15 protein-coding genes and 3 tRNA genes are annotated in these 12,894 nt (G+C 70.7%); 13 read left to right on the top strand and 5 right to left on the bottom strand.

Annotated features, from left to right (window positions below):
* The first annotated feature begins 19 nt into the window (after positions 1–19).
* Together htpX and ACZ43N_RS24825 are read left to right on the top strand one after the other, a co-directional pair.
* A complete protein-coding gene (gene htpX, locus ACZ43N_RS24830) occupies positions 20–883 on the top strand; it encodes a zinc metalloprotease HtpX (protein ID WP_468100439.1) in 864 nt (287 codons plus the stop codon).
* The gene (locus ACZ43N_RS24825; protein WP_468100437.1) at positions 880–1,275 is read left to right on the top strand and encodes a YccF domain-containing protein; all 396 of its coding nucleotides are present in this window, start codon (positions 880–882) and stop codon (positions 1,273–1,275) included. The genes htpX and ACZ43N_RS24825 overlap by 4 nt, the downstream gene beginning before the upstream one ends.
* Before the next feature lie 62 nt (positions 1,276–1,337).
* Here ACZ43N_RS24825 and ACZ43N_RS24820 read toward each other — a convergent pair whose 3' ends face one another.
* The gene (locus ACZ43N_RS24820) at positions 1,338–2,591 is read right to left on the bottom strand and encodes an APC family permease (RefSeq protein WP_468100435.1); all 1,254 of its coding nucleotides are present in this window, start codon (positions 2,589–2,591) and stop codon (positions 1,338–1,340) included.
* A gap of 167 nt (positions 2,592–2,758) precedes the next feature.
* Here ACZ43N_RS24820 and ACZ43N_RS24815 point away from each other — a divergent pair, with 167 nt between their 5' ends.
* On the top strand, positions 2,759–3,025 hold the full coding sequence (locus ACZ43N_RS24815) for a GlsB/YeaQ/YmgE family stress response membrane protein (protein WP_468100434.1): 267 nt from the start codon (positions 2,759–2,761) through the stop codon (positions 3,023–3,025).
* Positions 3,026–3,147: 122 nt separating this feature from the next.
* On the opposite strand, the gene ACZ43N_RS24810 is transcribed toward ACZ43N_RS24815, so the two are convergent.
* The gene (locus ACZ43N_RS24810) at positions 3,148–3,636 is read right to left on the bottom strand and encodes a YajQ family cyclic di-GMP-binding protein (protein WP_159771632.1); all 489 of its coding nucleotides are present in this window, start codon (positions 3,634–3,636) and stop codon (positions 3,148–3,150) included.
* 247 nt (positions 3,637–3,883) lie between these two features.
* Here ACZ43N_RS24810 and ACZ43N_RS24805 point away from each other — a divergent pair.
* Positions 3,884–3,965: transfer RNA gene (locus ACZ43N_RS24805), tRNA-Tyr, on the top strand.
* A gap of 128 nt (positions 3,966–4,093) precedes the next feature.
* Here ACZ43N_RS24805 and ACZ43N_RS24800 read toward each other — a convergent pair.
* Entirely contained in the window at positions 4,094–4,528 is a 435-nt protein-coding gene (locus ACZ43N_RS24800) for a cupin domain-containing protein (protein WP_468100432.1), read from the bottom strand.
* A 162-nt stretch (positions 4,529–4,690) separates the two neighbouring features.
* On the opposite strand from ACZ43N_RS24800, the gene ACZ43N_RS24795 reads away from it, so the two are divergent.
* Positions 4,691–4,897 carry a hypothetical protein gene (locus tag ACZ43N_RS24795; protein WP_468100431.1) on the top strand — a complete coding sequence of 69 codons (207 nt, stop codon included), beginning with the start codon at positions 4,691–4,693 and terminating at the stop codon, positions 4,895–4,897.
* Positions 4,898–4,917: 20 nt separating this feature from the next.
* Here the strand turns inward: ACZ43N_RS24795 and ACZ43N_RS24790 are convergent, their stop codons facing one another.
* Positions 4,918–5,574 carry an NAD(P)H-binding protein gene (locus tag ACZ43N_RS24790; protein ID WP_468100429.1) on the bottom strand — a complete coding sequence of 219 codons (657 nt, stop codon included), beginning with the start codon at positions 5,572–5,574 and terminating at the stop codon, positions 4,918–4,920.
* Positions 5,575–5,695: 121 nt separating this feature from the next.
* Between ACZ43N_RS24790 and ACZ43N_RS24785 the strand changes: the two genes are divergently transcribed.
* A complete protein-coding gene (locus tag ACZ43N_RS24785) occupies positions 5,696–6,763 on the top strand; it encodes a hypothetical protein (protein ID WP_468100427.1) in 1,068 nt (355 codons plus the stop codon).
* A gap of 262 nt (positions 6,764–7,025) precedes the next feature.
* Here the strand turns inward: ACZ43N_RS24785 and ACZ43N_RS24780 are convergent, their stop codons facing one another.
* Positions 7,026–8,306 (bottom strand): amidohydrolase family protein, encoded by a 1,281-nt coding sequence (locus tag ACZ43N_RS24780; protein ID WP_468100425.1) that lies wholly within the window; start codon positions 8,304–8,306, stop codon positions 7,026–7,028.
* A gap of 410 nt (positions 8,307–8,716) precedes the next feature.
* Here ACZ43N_RS24780 and ACZ43N_RS24775 point away from each other — a divergent pair.
* From ACZ43N_RS24775 to ACZ43N_RS24745, 7 genes are all read left to right on the top strand, one after another.
* Positions 8,717–8,789, top strand: a tRNA-Thr gene (locus ACZ43N_RS24775).
* A 46-nt stretch (positions 8,790–8,835) separates the two neighbouring features.
* Positions 8,836–8,908, top strand: a tRNA-Met gene (locus ACZ43N_RS24770).
* Positions 8,909–8,998: 90 nt separating this feature from the next.
* Positions 8,999–9,163: a 50S ribosomal protein L33 gene (rpmG, locus tag ACZ43N_RS24765; RefSeq protein WP_003948671.1), complete on the top strand. Its 165-nt coding sequence runs from the start codon at positions 8,999–9,001 to the stop codon at positions 9,161–9,163.
* 169 nt (positions 9,164–9,332) lie between these two features.
* Complete coding sequence (locus tag ACZ43N_RS24760) at positions 9,333–9,785, top strand: FAS1-like dehydratase domain-containing protein (protein WP_468100423.1); 453 nt, start codon at positions 9,333–9,335, stop codon at positions 9,783–9,785.
* Between the two features lie 7 nt (positions 9,786–9,792).
* A complete protein-coding gene (locus ACZ43N_RS24755) occupies positions 9,793–10,221 on the top strand; it encodes a MaoC family dehydratase (protein ID WP_468100421.1) in 429 nt (142 codons plus the stop codon).
* A 267-nt stretch (positions 10,222–10,488) separates the two neighbouring features.
* Positions 10,489–11,058 (top strand): TetR/AcrR family transcriptional regulator, encoded by a 570-nt coding sequence (locus ACZ43N_RS24750; RefSeq protein ID WP_468100420.1) that lies wholly within the window; start codon positions 10,489–10,491, stop codon positions 11,056–11,058.
* An 86-nt stretch (positions 11,059–11,144) separates the two neighbouring features.
* Complete coding sequence (locus ACZ43N_RS24745; protein ID WP_468100418.1) at positions 11,145–12,587, top strand: MFS transporter; 1,443 nt, start codon at positions 11,145–11,147, stop codon at positions 12,585–12,587.
* The last annotated feature ends 307 nt before the right edge of the window (positions 12,588–12,894 follow it).

Raw genomic sequence — 12,894 nt, 5'->3', positions numbered from 1 at the left:
ACGACTTGGAGGGCGTACCGTGCACCGCCGGCACAACGGGCTCAGGACCGCCGTACTCCTCGGGGGACTGTCCGCACTCATCATCGTCATAGGAAGCCTCTTCGGCCGGACGGGTCTGATCATCGCGGTCGTCGTCGCCCTGGGCACGAACGCGTACGCCTACTGGAACAGCGACAAGCTGGCTCTACGCGCGATGCGCGCCCGCCCGGTGAGCGAGTTCGAAGCCCCCGCCCTGTACCGCATGGTCCGCGAGCTCTCCACCCAGGCCAGGCAGCCCATGCCCCGCCTGTACATCTCCCCGACGGACGCCCCGAACGCGTTCGCGACGGGCCGCAACCCGCGCAACGCGGCCGTGTGCTGCACGGACGGCATCCTCCGCCTGCTCGACGAACGGGAGCTGCGCGGCGTCATCGGCCACGAGTTGAGCCATGTCTACAACCGCGACATCCTGATCTCGTCGGTCGCCGGCGCACTCGCCTCGGTGATCATGTTCCTGGTCCACTTCGCCTGGCTGATCCCCATCGGCCGCTCCGACGACGATGACGGCCCCGGCCTCGTCGGCATGCTGCTGATCATGATCCTGGGCCCGCTCGCCGCAAGCCTCATCCAGCTCGCGATCAGCCGCTCCAGGGAGTACGAGGCGGACACCTCCGGCGCCCGGCTCACCGGCGACCCGCTGGCCCTCGCCAGCGCCCTGCGCAAGCTCGAAGCGGGCACCAAGCGGCTCCCGCTGCCCCCGGAACCCCGCATCGAGACGGCGAGCCACATGATGATCGCGAACCCGTTCCGCCCCGGTCAGGGCTTCTCGAAGTTGTTCTCCACCCACCCGCCCATGGCCGAACGCATCGCCCGACTCGAGAAGATGGCAGGTCGCCCCCAGTGAAGACGATCCTCAACATCATCTGGCTCATCCTCAGCGGCTTCTGGCTCTTCCTCGGCTACGTGGTCGCGGGACTCCTCCTCTGCATCACGATCATCGGCATCCCGTTCGGCATCGCGGCGTTCCGCATCGGCGTCTACGCCCTGTGGCCCTTCGGGTACACGGCGGTCGAACGCCGTGACGCGGGCGCGCCCTCGTTCCTCGGCAACGTCCTGTGGCTGATCCTTGCGGGCTGGTGGCTCGCACTGACCCACATCTTCACGGGCCTGGCGCTCTGCTTCACGATCATCGGCATCCCGTTCGGCATCGCCAACTTCAAGCTCGTCCCGCTCTCCCTGATGCCGCTGGGCCGCGAGATCGTCTCCACGGACCAGCCCTTCGCCGGACGCTGGTAGCCGCGGAGCCGGGGCGGCACGGCCGCCGGGCTCGACCGCGAGCGGCATCCACGGGCCGCCTCTCAGCCCCGCCGCGCCCACCACCGCCGTACGAAGTACGCTGCCGCCCCCGCGGCCAGCACGGCGGCGCCCACCGCCACCGACACCGCGGGCAGCGCGAACGCGACGACGACGCAGCCGACGAGCCCCACCACCGGCACGATCCGTGAGACCGGCGCGGAACCCAGCGTCCAGGCGGACGCGTTGGCGACCGCGTAGTACGCGAGCACGCCGAACGAGGAGAAGCCGATCGCGCCCCGGACGTCGACGGTTGCGGCCAGCACGGCGACCACCGCGCCGACGGCCAGCTCCGCCCGGTGCGGCACCTGGAACCGGGGGTGCACGGCGGCCAGGGCCCCCGGGAGATGCCGGTCCCGGGCCATGGCGAGCGTCGTCCGCGAAACCCCCAGGATCAGCGCCAGCAGCGACCCCAGCGCGGCCACCGCCGCGCCGACCCGCACCACCGGCACCAGCCCCGGTACCCCGGCCGCCCGCACCGCCTCGGCCAGCGGGGCCGCGGCCTGTCCGAGACCCCCCGAGCCCAGTACGGACAGCACGGCGACCGCGACAGCGGCGTACACGACAAGAGCGATGCCGAGCGCGAGGGGGATCGCACGCGGGATGGTGCGCGCCGGGTCACGCACCTCCTCGCCCAGGGTCGCGATCCGCGCGTAGCCGGCGAACGCGAAGAACAGCAGCCCGGCCGCCTGGAGCACCCCGCCCACGCCGCCCGACGCCCCGATGTCCAGCCGCCCGGCGTCGGACTGGCCGGAGGTGAGGCACACGACGACCACGGCGGCGAGGACCCCCAGCACCACGGCGACGATGGCCCGCGTCAGCCAGGCCGACTTCTGGATACCGCCGTAGTTCACGGCGGTCAGCGCCACCACGGCGGCCACGGCCACGGCGTGCGCCTGCGCCGGCCAGACGTACGCGCCCACGGTGAGCGCCATCGCCGCGCACGAGGCGGTCTTGCCGACGACGAAGGACCAGCCGGCGAGATAGCCCCAGAACTCGCCGAGCCGCTCACGTCCGTACACATAGGTGCCGCCCGAGGCGGGATACTCCGCCGCGAGCCGAGCGGAGGACATGGCGTTGCAGTAGGCGACGACGGCCGCGAGCGCGAGACCGAGGAGCAGCCCGGAACCGGCGGCGTGCGCCGCGGGCCCCAGCGCCGCGAAGATGCCTGCGCCCACCATTGATCCCAGGCCGATGACCACTGCGTCACCGACGCCGAGCGTGCGCCGCAACCGGGCGTCCGAAACGGGCTGAGTCATGAGCCGCACCCTACTGAGCAGCGCAACCGCCGGACATCGGGGAGGCGTCCTTCAGGACAACAGAGCACGACGACCAGGTGCCCGGCACGACGACCCCTCGGGGCGGCGTGACGCAGACAACACCTCGGGCGCAGCACGGGCACAGCACGAAGGGGCAGGTTCACGGCATGAGCATCATCGGCTGGATCGTTCTGGGGCTGTTGGCCGGCGCCATCGCCAAGTTTCTGCTGCCGGGCCGCGACCCGGGCGGCTTCATCGTCACGACCCTGATCGGCGTCGCGGGAGCGTTCGTCGGCGGATGGATCTCCGCCCGCTGGCTGGACCACCCGATCACCAAGGACTTCTACGACGGCGCCACCTGGGCGGCCGCGATAGGCGGCTCCCTGGTCCTGCTGATCGCCTACCGCCTGCTGTTCGGCCACTCCCGACGCTGATCGGCGGTTTCCGTCATCGAGGAGCACCGCCGCGCGAGAACGGGTGGGCCCTCGGCCACGGCCGAGGGCCCATCCGCCACGTAGTACCGGTAGTACCTGTCCACCGGCACTTCCCGCACGTCTTACCGGTAGTTGACGAACTGAATCGCGAAGTCGAAGTCCTTGCCCTTGAGGAGGGCGATCACGGACTGCAGGTCGTCACGGCTCTTGGAGCTCACCCGGAGTTCGTCGCCCTGGACCTGGGCCTTGACGCCCTTGGGACCCTCGTCGCGGATGATCTTCGCCACCTTCTTGGCGTTCTCCTGGGAGATGCCTTCCTGGATCTCCGCGAAGATCTTGTACTCCTTGCCGGACAGCTGGGGCTCACCCGCCTCCAGCGCCTTCAGCGAGATCCCCCGCTTGATCAGCTTGGACTGGAAGACGTCGAGGACGGCCTTCACCCGGTCCTCGGAGTTCGCCTCCATGAGGATCTTCTCGCCGGACCACGAGATCGAGGCGCCGACGCCCTTGAAGTCGTAGCGCTGCGAGATCTCCTTGGCGGCCTGGTTGAGGGCGTTGTCGACCTCCTGCCGCTCGACCTTCGAGACGATGTCGAAACTGGAGTCGGCCATGTCCTGTGGCTCCTTGTATCGGGGTGTCGGGGGGCGTGCCGGGACCATCGGGTACGTGTCGGCGCGCGCGGAAAGGCGATCGCCGAGCCCGGTGTCAGGTCCCGCGCCGCATCCGGACAAGCCTAGCCACCCAGCCCCCTCCGAGTACTGATCAATCAGGTGGCGAAGCACCCCCACGCATCAGGTATCGTTTACGTCGTCGCCACGGAACACCGCCGAAAAGCGGTTCGAAGGGCGACAAATCCCAGGCGGTGTGCCCGAGTGGCCAATGGGAGCGGACTGTAAATCCGTCGGCTTAGCCTACCCAGGTTCGAATCCTGGCGCCGCCACGCGGAGGGAGACCCCCTTCGATCCGTTGGGAAGCGGATCGAAGGGGGTCTCTTCGTTGTGCGGGTGCCCCCGTTCGGGCGGGACCGGTACGGGTGATGTGTCTCACGCGGCCCCGCCCGGCCTCTCCTCACTCGAACGGACAGCCGGGGTTCGGGGCGTCCTGGGAGAACGGGGCGCCGTGCGGCAGGACGTAGAGCACGGTGAGCACGAGCGGGACGTCACCCAGGTTGCGGCCGATGTGCACGTTGCCGGGCCCGGCCGGCTCCTGCACGGTGCTGCCCCGCGTGTAGACGCCGTCGGAGGCGCACGTCGAGTCGAAGTGGCTGAGCGTGCCCTGCTGCACGTAGCCGTACAGCGGCCCGTCGTGGAAGTGCCAGCCGGTGGCCTGACCGGGCGGCACGGTGATCTCTCGGACGATGTAATCGGTGTCGCCGACCGTCTTCTGAGCGATCAGCTTCGCCGTGACTCCGGGGCCGGGCGGAGTCGCGTGGGCGGTGCCGCCGGCCAGGACGGTGCCGACGACGACCGCACCGGTTATCGCGGTGCGGAGCGAGGTACGCATGGGAGGGGCCTCCAGGCTCGTGTGGGGCGCGCGATGGCATGCCGGTGCGAACATAGAGGCAGGCAGGGCCAGTTGGGGATGCGTCCGCGAATCATTCACGTCCCTGCCGTGCCGCGGACAGCCGTACCGCTCGGCGCGCGGGTCACCGGGCACACTGGCCCCATGTCATCGCGCCGCAGGAACTGCCCCGAGTGCCGTCGTGAGATCGCCGTCGTGGCCGGACGGTTCGCGCGGCACGACCCGCCGGGCACGAGCGGGGAACTCGTGTCGTGCCCCGGATCGCGCAGGCCGGCCCGGATCGGGGCGGCCCAGCCCGCGCTCGACGGATACGCCGTCCCGGAGTTCCCCGGCCAGCTGCCCCTCTTCTGACCGGCTGCGCAGAGGGTCCCTCAGTTGCCCGCCACCGATTTCACGGCTACCGAGACCGGTGTCGAACCGCTGATCGTCTCCAGGACCAGACCGGCCGTGGCCGGGGTCTCCAGGAGCTCCGCCAGAACCGCGGCCACATCGTCGCGGGGGATGGGACCGCGCCCCGTGGAGGCCTCCAGGCGTACGAGACCGGTGCCGGCGTCGTCCGTCAGCTGGCCGGGGCGCAGTATCGTCCAGTCCAGGGCGTCCAGGCTCCGGATGTACGCGTCGGCCTCGCCCTTCGCCCGCAGGTACACGTCGAAGACCTCATCGCCCTCGTGGTCCGGGTTCGCGCCCATCGACGACACGACCAGATGACGTCGTACCCCTGCCCGTACCGCCGCGTCCGCGAACAGGACGGCCGCGCCGCGGTCCACCGTGTCCTTGCGGGCCGCACCGCTGCCCGGGCCGGCGCCCGCCGCGAACACGGCGGCGTCCGCACCCCGCAGCCGCTCCGCGACCTCTTCCTCCGAGGCCGACTCCAGATCGCAGAGCACCGGCTCGGCGCCGGCCGCGCGCAGATCGTCGGCGTGCTCGGCGCGGCGGATGAGCCCCGCGACCTCGTACCCGCGCGCGACGAGCAGTCGCTCCAGTCGCAGCGCGATCTGACCATGTCCTCCAGCGATGACAATGCGCATGTTTCCGACCGTACGCCTGAACGAATGCGTTCGCCGCGCAACCATCCGGGTGACTCGTGCGTCTCAACAATGTTCGCCGTGTCGGCGAACGCCGGAAACATAGGGGGACGTCATCACCGTCATGCACAAATCCGTCGTACGTACGTCCATGGCGCGCGCATCGGCCGCAGGGGCGCCGGTCTTCCGCCGCGCCTTCAGCGGGGTCGGCTGCGCCGCCGCCGTGCTTGTCACGGTCGCCGCGTGCGGCACCGTACAGAACCTCAGCGCGGGGCAGAAGGTGGACAACGCCGTCGAGCGGCTCGGCGAGCAGAAGTCGCTGGCGTTCGGCATGCGGCTCGACGCCGACACGGACGACATCACCGCGCTGATGGGCGAGGACAGCGAGGAAATGCCGCCGGAGATGGCGGAGTTCTTCACCGGGCTGAGCGTCGACGTGACGGTCAAGTCGAAGAAGCCGCTGGCCAAGTCCGGGGAGAAGGACCTCGTCGGTGTCGGTATGAAGATCTCGGGCGACGAGGGGGTCTTCACCGAGTACCGGCTCGTCGGCGACTACATGTACTACCGCGTCGACATGGAGGCCATGGGCGAGGCGATGGGCATGCCGTTCCCGTCGCCCGGTGAGATGGACGAAATCCCCGAGAGCGAGCAGCACCTGAAGCCGCTCTTCGAGGGCGACTGGGTCAAGATCAACACCAAGGACCTGGAGAAGGCCGGTGAGGAGGCGGGCGGTTCGGGCGGTCCGGACGAGCTCGACGCCAAGACGCAGAAGAGGATCCTTGACGCCGTTCGCGGTGTCATCGCCCGCGAGGTCACCTTCAAGGCCAAGGACTCCAAGGACGGCGCTGAGGTCATCACGGCCAAGGCCAACTTCCGCGAACTGCTCACCGGTGTCTTCGACAAGCTCCAGCCGATCGAGGACGACCTCCCGCCGGGCGCCGAACTCCCCACCGCGAAGGACCTGAAGGACGCGCCGAACAAGAAGGTCGCCGTCGACTTCACCATCAAGAACGGCGACCTGACCCGGATCGAGACGGACCTGGCCGTCCTCGCCGACGACCCGAAGGGCGCCAAGGCACCCTTGGTCCTCACCTTCGGCAAGGCCGGCGACATCAGCGCCCCCAAGGGTGCCTCCGAGATCCCGGTCGACGACTTCGGCGGACCCCTGGGCGGCGGAATGCTGGGTGTCTGACGCCCACTCGGACGGGGCCGGCCGCCACGGGTGTGTCCGGCCCGCCCGAGGGCCGGACACATGAACCGGCCGTGGCCGGGGCGACGTCGGGGTCGGTTACCAGCATCGGCCCCGCACAGGGCCCTCGTCGAGCACACCCCGCAACACCGGGCACGCCCGCGCGTGGAGCAAGAAGACACCCACGCGCGGCGTGCCCACACTCATGTCCTCGCCCCGCAGTCGGCCCCAGCCCCCGCGCGGGCCGACGGCCTCCGCCCACCACCTACGCCCCCGAGAACGGCTCCCCCCGCCCCTGCCGGGGAAGCTCCAGCACCGCCCCCGCCGCCGACCCGCAGAACTCCCGCACCGCACTGGTGCGCGCCACCACACGCCCCCGGTGCACGACGATCCGGCTGTACGCCAGGGAGAGCACCCCGGCGAGCCGGTCGCCCCGTACGGCCAGCAGTTCGGCGGGAAAGCCGGCCTCCACGCGCACCTCGGGCAGGCCCAGGGCCGCCCGCGCCGCCCCGCTCACCGCGTCGTACGCGTCCTCCGCGCGCAGCCCGTCCCGGGAGGCCAGCAGATAGGCGGCCTCCAGGGGATCCCCGCGGCCCACGGGGTTGCACACGTCGCGCAGCGCCCCGCTGCCCGCCGCGACCCGCACACCGGCCGCCCGCAGCAGCCTGACCGGGGCGGATCCCCGGACGTCCACGGTGCCGCAGCAGCCCTGGGGCAGAGAAACGACGGTCACACCGGCGGCCGCGAGCTGGTCGGCGGCACGGGACGCGGCCGGGGCGGGAAGGCGCGCGAGCCCCGCGCACGGGCCGACCGCCACGCCGGGGCGCAGTCCCCCCGCCATGGCCGCCAGCCGGGCGAGCCGGGCCGGGTCGTCGGCGTCGGTGTGCAGGTCGACCGGGCAACCGTGCTCGGAGGCGACACCCAGCACCGCCTCGACGTACCCGGCGGGGTCCGGGTCCAGATCGGGGCAGCCCCCCACCACGGAGGCGCCCATCTTCACCGCGTCCCGCAGGATCGCGAGCCCCTCCGCCCCCGCGACCCCGGTCAGCACCCGGGGCATCGCCACCGTCGTCACCTCGACGAGCCCGCGCAGCGCCCGCTGTGCCCGCAGCACCGCCGCCAGTGCCCCGAGACCCTGGACGTCACCCACGTGCACATGCGAGCGCAGTGCCGTGGCGCCATGCCCGAGTTGGAGCAACGCGGCCTCGGTGAACCGCCGCTGGACGTCCTCACCGTCGTACGGGACCGGCCCCTCGACCTCGGCCGACAGGGCCGAGTCGCCATGGGCGTGCGGTTCGACGGGGGCGGGGAGGAGCAGATGACCGGCGAGATCCACCCGCGCGGCGGGGGCACGGGACGCGGCCGTACGGCCCGTCCCGAGACTCCCCGCCGTGCCGACCGCCTCGATGCGGCCGCCGCCCAGCCGCACGTCCACGATCCGGCCGTCCACGAGCCGCGCACCGCACAGCAGCAGGGCGCCGGGTTCGTCCGGGCCCGAGGGCGGATCGGACGAGGAGGGGGACGGCTGCGACTGGCTGTCGGGCATCGCGCTCCCAGAGGCTCGGCGACGGCTGCACATGACGGCGGAGGCGGACAGGGACGGTGGGGCGGGGGGACGGCGGGGGGACGGCGCCGGATGACGGCGCTCGGGGACGGCAGGCGAGGGACACAAGATCACGCAGAGTGAGACGAGCCTAGGCGGGCCACCGGGCGAGGGCGCGGAGGAGCGCAATAGTCGTACCGGTGTGGTTCGCGTGCGGTACCGGAGTGGTTTCTGTGCCGGGGCGCCCCCGCGAGCGCCGGGAAAGGGGGGGCCGTACACGGCCGACGGGCCGCGGAACTGGGCGGCCGAAGCCGCGGCCCACCTCCGGGAAGATCCCCGTGCAGCCCGGCGAAGAGGGGCCCGGAAACGGATTTGGGGGAACGGCGGTGGGGCGTGTAATGTCTTCATCGCTCGCCCCAATAGCTCAGTCGGCAGAGCGTCTCCATGGTAAGGAGAAGGTCTACGGTTCGATTCCGTATTGGGGCTCTGGTGTGAAAGGTTCCCGCCGTAAGGCGGGGCCCGATCGCATCACAGCGGTGTAGCTCAGTCGGTAGAGCAAGCGGCTCATAATCGCTGTGTCACCGGTTCAAGTCCGGTCACCGCTACTGACAGTAGCCGATTGTGGGGTCGGTCCTTCGATCGGCTACTCTTCTATGCGTTAAACCTGTCCCATCCGTTCGTCAAGGAGCACTCACGTGGCTGCCACCGACGTCCGCCCGAAGATCACGCTGGCCTGCGTGGAGTGCAAGGAGCGGAACTACATCACCAAGAAGAACCGGCGTAACAACCCGGACCGTCTTGAGATGAAGAAGCACTGCCCGCGTTGCAACGCGCACACCGCGCACCGCGAGACGCGATAAATCAGGCTCGTACGCGAGGCCGTTCCCGAGAGATCGGGGACGGCCTCGCGTCGTTGAGTGACCCGTACCGGCCGGTACCGCCGACCGGTACCGGCCAAGCCCGCGGCCGGCCGCCGAGCCACGGCCGACGGCCGCCGTTCCCGCAGAGCAATCAGGAGGTGCCGAGCCCATGGCGCTCGACCAGTCCTTCGTGGGGCGGTCCTACCCGCCCACCGACCCGTACGAGGTCGGCCGGGAGAAGATCCGTGAGTTCGCGGAGGCCGTGGGGGACGCCAACCCGGCGTACACGGACCCTGACGCGGCCAAGGCGCTCGGGTACCCCGATGTGATCGCCCCGCCGACCTTCGTGTTCTCGATCACGTTCAAGGCCGCGCGGCAGGTCGTCCAGGACCCCCAGCTGGGGCTCGACTACAGCCGCGTCGTGCACGGTGACCAGAAGTTCGCGTACAAGCGCCCCGTCCGGGCCGGTGACCGGCTCACCGTCACTTCGACCATCGAGGGCATCAAGTCCCTGGCGGGCAACGACATCCTGGACGTCCGCGGAGAGGTCCACGACGAGGCGGGCGAGCACGTCGTCACCGCCTGGACCAAGCTCGTGGCCCGCGCGGCCGAGGGGGCGTGAGGACACGATGACCGCGAAGATCTCCTACGACGACGTCGAGGTCGGCACCGAACTGCCCGCCCAGACCTTCGGCGTGACCCGCGCCACCCTCGTCCAGTACGCGGGTGCCTCCGGCGACTTCAACCCGATCCACTGGAACGAGAAGTTCGCCAAGGAGGTCGGCCTCCCCGACGTCATCGCGCACGGCATGTTCACCATGGCTGAGGCGATCCGTGTCGTCACCGACTGGACCGGCGACCCCGGAGCGGTCGTCGAGTACGGCGTCCGCTTCACCAAGCCCGTCGTCGTCCCCAATGACGACGAGGGCGCGACCATCGAGGTCACCGCCAAGGTCGGCGCCAAGCTCGACGACAACACCGTCCGCGTCGACCTCACCGCGACGAGCGCGGGCCAGAAGGTGCTGGGCATGTCCCGCGCGGTCGTACGCCTCGCCTGACAGCACCAGCAAGCGGCATAGGGGCGCTCTCCGGAGACGCCCCTTAGGGGTCCTTTCACTGTGCCCGCCCGGGTCGCGTGGTCCGGCATCGCACCTCGCCGCGTTGCCCAAAGGTCCTGGTAGCTCCGCTACGAGGACCTTCCGGCGCCTTGCGATGCACGGCACCGGACCACGCGACCTGATCGGACGCTCATAGTGAAAGGACCCCTTACGCATACCCGCAACACCCTCTTGACGTAGTTAGTGATTGAGTACTAACTTTCTTGAATGGCCAGGATGAGTGCGGAGGAGAGGCGCGAGAGCGTCATCCGGGCGGCGACGAACGAGTTCGCCCGCGGTGGCTACCACGGCACGTCGACCGAGGCGATCGCCAAGCGGGTCGGAGTGTCGCAGCCGTATCTCTTCCGGCTCTTCCCAGGCAAGAAGGCGATCTTCCTCGCGGCCGCGGAGCGGTGCGTGGAGGACACCATCCGCACCTTCGCGGAGGCCGCAGAGGGCCTGGAGGGCGAAGAGGCCCTGCATGCCATGGCCAACGCGTATACCAAGGTCATCGCGGAACACCCCGAACGCCTGATGATGCAGATGCAGATGTACGTCGCCGTGGGTGCCGCCGAGCAGGCGGGCGACCACGAGTTCGGCGAGGCGGTACGGGCCGGCTGGATGCGCCTGTGGGACACGGTCCACCTGCCCCTGGGCGCGGACGCCAGTGAGACCACGCTCTTCCTGGCCTACGGCATGCTCGTCAACTGCCTGGTGGCCATGGGCTTCCCGCCCGAACACCGGGTCTGGGAAGGGATGTACCCATCGGCGCGCACCAAGGGCCGACTGGAGAAGTAGCAACCGGGGCGAGGGCGGATGCCGCCGCCTCCTCATGCCCGCAAAAGTTATTGATCAATAACTAACCAATATTCGCTGGGGGAGAAATGCCAAAGGAAACGGCACCCGCCACACCCACCCGCTCAGGAGCCGTCTGGGCGCTCGTCGTGACCAGCGTCGCCGGCTTCATGGCGGCCCTGGACAACCTGGTCGTGACGACGGCGCTGCCCTCCATCCGAGAGGACCTCGGGGGAGAACTCCACGACCTGGAATGGACCGTCAGCGCGTACACGCTCACCTTCGCCGTCCTGCTGATGTTCGGCGCGGCCCTGGGGGACCGGTTCGGCAGGCGGCGGCTCTTCCTCGTGGGCATCACGGTGTTCACGGGGGCATCCGCGGCAGCGGCCGTGGCACCCGGCATCGACTCGCTGATCGCCGCCCGCGCGGTCCAGGGCGTCGGCGCCGCGATCATGATGCCGCTGACACTCACCCTCCTCACGGCCGCGGTCCCGCCCGCGAAGCGCGGGATGGCGTACGGCGTCTGGGGCGCCGTCAACGGCCTCGCCGTCGCCTCCGGGCCCCTCATCGGCGGCAGCCTCACCGAGCACATCTCCTGGCAGTGGATCTTCTGGCTGAACGTCCCCCTCGGCCTCGCCCTGCTCCCCCTCGCCCGGCTCCGCCTCCGGGAGTCCTACGGCACCGGCGCCCCACTCGACGTCACCGGCACCCTGCTGGCCAGCGGTGGCCTCTTCGGCATCGTCTACGGCCTGGTCCGGGGGCCTGCCGACGGGTGGACGGCCGGCCCGGTGCTACTGGGCCTGTTCGCGGGCACCGCGCTGCTGACCGGCTTCGTGCTCCACGGCGTCCGGGCGGCGAACCCCATGCTCCCGATGCGGCTGTTCCGGTCCCGCGCCTTCGCCGGCATCAACGCGGCGAGCATGCTGATGTTCCTCGGCATGTTCGGCTCGATCTTCCTGCTCAGCCAGTACTTGCAGGGCGTCCTCGGCTACTCGCCCACCGAGGCGGGATTGCGGATGCTGCCCTGGACCGGGATGCCGATGCTCGTCGCGCCGATCGCCGGTATCCTCTCCGACCGGATCGGCGGCCGCCCGGTCGTCGCCACGGGACTCTTCCTCCAGTCCGCCGGCCTCGGCCACCTGGCGTACGTGGCCACCACCGACGTCTCCTACTCCGCCCAGCTGCCCGGCCTCATCATCAGCGGCATCGGCATGGCCCTCTTCTTCGCCCCCGCCTCCCACCTGGTGATGTCCAGCGTCCGCACCGCGGAACAGGGCATCGCCTCCGGCGCGAACAACGCCCTACGCGAGGTGGGCGGTGCCCTGGGCATCGCGGTCATGTCCTCCATCTTCGCGGCGCAGGGCGGCTACGAGACGCCCCAGACCTTCGTGGACGGCCTTCGGCCCGCCCTGGTCGTGGGCGCCGTGGTGGTGGCCCTCGCCGGAGCGGCGGCCCTGGCGATCCCGCGACGGACCCCCGCCCCCACCTCCACGCCGGAGCCGACCCCGGCCCCCCGCAAGGTCGCCGCGTAGCCCCACCCGGGCGGGCTCCTCCCGCAAGGGGAGCCCGCCCGCACCGGCCCCCGAGGCGCCCGGCCGCGCCCCCCGTACCGCCCCAGCGGCACGACTGCCCGCAACTGGTCGACGGGGAACCGCTGGAGCTGGACCCCAGCCGGGACGGCGGGGAACCGCTGGAGCTTGACCCCAGCCGGGACGGCGGGGGAGCCGCGTACGGACGTAAGGGGGTGTGTCGGGGGGTGTCCGCCCGCAGCGGTTGGCGCGTCAACTGGTCCAGCTTCCCGGGCGACCGATTCCGCGCCGTTCCGAGGACGGACACCCC

The organism is Streptomyces sp. NPDC030814 (assembly GCF_055572155.1).
This window is presented reverse-complemented; position numbering and strand designations above follow the sequence as displayed.

What these genes read in the sequence shown, in the direction of transcription:
- ACZ43N_RS24820 (WP_468100435.1), bottom strand. Translation starts at nt 2,591, where the DNA reads ATGACTCAGCCCGTTTCGGACGCCCGGTTGCGGCGCACGCTCGGCGTC.
- ACZ43N_RS24815 (WP_468100434.1), top strand. Translation starts at nt 2,759, where the DNA reads ATGAGCATCATCGGCTGGATCGTTCTGGGGCTGTTGGCCGGCGCCATC.
- ACZ43N_RS24810 (WP_159771632.1), bottom strand. Translation starts at nt 3,636, where the DNA reads ATGGCCGACTCCAGTTTCGACATCGTCTCGAAGGTCGAGCGGCAGGAG.
- ACZ43N_RS24800 (WP_468100432.1), bottom strand. Translation starts at nt 4,528, where the DNA reads ATGCGTACCTCGCTCCGCACCGCGATAACCGGTGCGGTCGTCGTCGGC.
- ACZ43N_RS24795 (WP_468100431.1), top strand. Translation starts at nt 4,691, where the DNA reads ATGTCATCGCGCCGCAGGAACTGCCCCGAGTGCCGTCGTGAGATCGCC.
- ACZ43N_RS24790 (WP_468100429.1), bottom strand. Translation starts at nt 5,574, where the DNA reads ATGCGCATTGTCATCGCTGGAGGACATGGTCAGATCGCGCTGCGACTG.
- ACZ43N_RS24785 (WP_468100427.1), top strand. Translation starts at nt 5,696, where the DNA reads ATGCACAAATCCGTCGTACGTACGTCCATGGCGCGCGCATCGGCCGCA.
- ACZ43N_RS24780 (WP_468100425.1), bottom strand. Translation starts at nt 8,306, where the DNA reads ATGCCCGACAGCCAGTCGCAGCCGTCCCCCTCCTCGTCCGATCCGCCC.
- ACZ43N_RS24760 (WP_468100423.1), top strand. Translation starts at nt 9,333, where the DNA reads ATGGCGCTCGACCAGTCCTTCGTGGGGCGGTCCTACCCGCCCACCGAC.
- ACZ43N_RS24755 (WP_468100421.1), top strand. Translation starts at nt 9,793, where the DNA reads ATGACCGCGAAGATCTCCTACGACGACGTCGAGGTCGGCACCGAACTG.
- ACZ43N_RS24750 (WP_468100420.1), top strand. Translation starts at nt 10,489, where the DNA reads ATGGCCAGGATGAGTGCGGAGGAGAGGCGCGAGAGCGTCATCCGGGCG.
- ACZ43N_RS24745 (WP_468100418.1), top strand. Translation starts at nt 11,145, where the DNA reads ATGCCAAAGGAAACGGCACCCGCCACACCCACCCGCTCAGGAGCCGTC.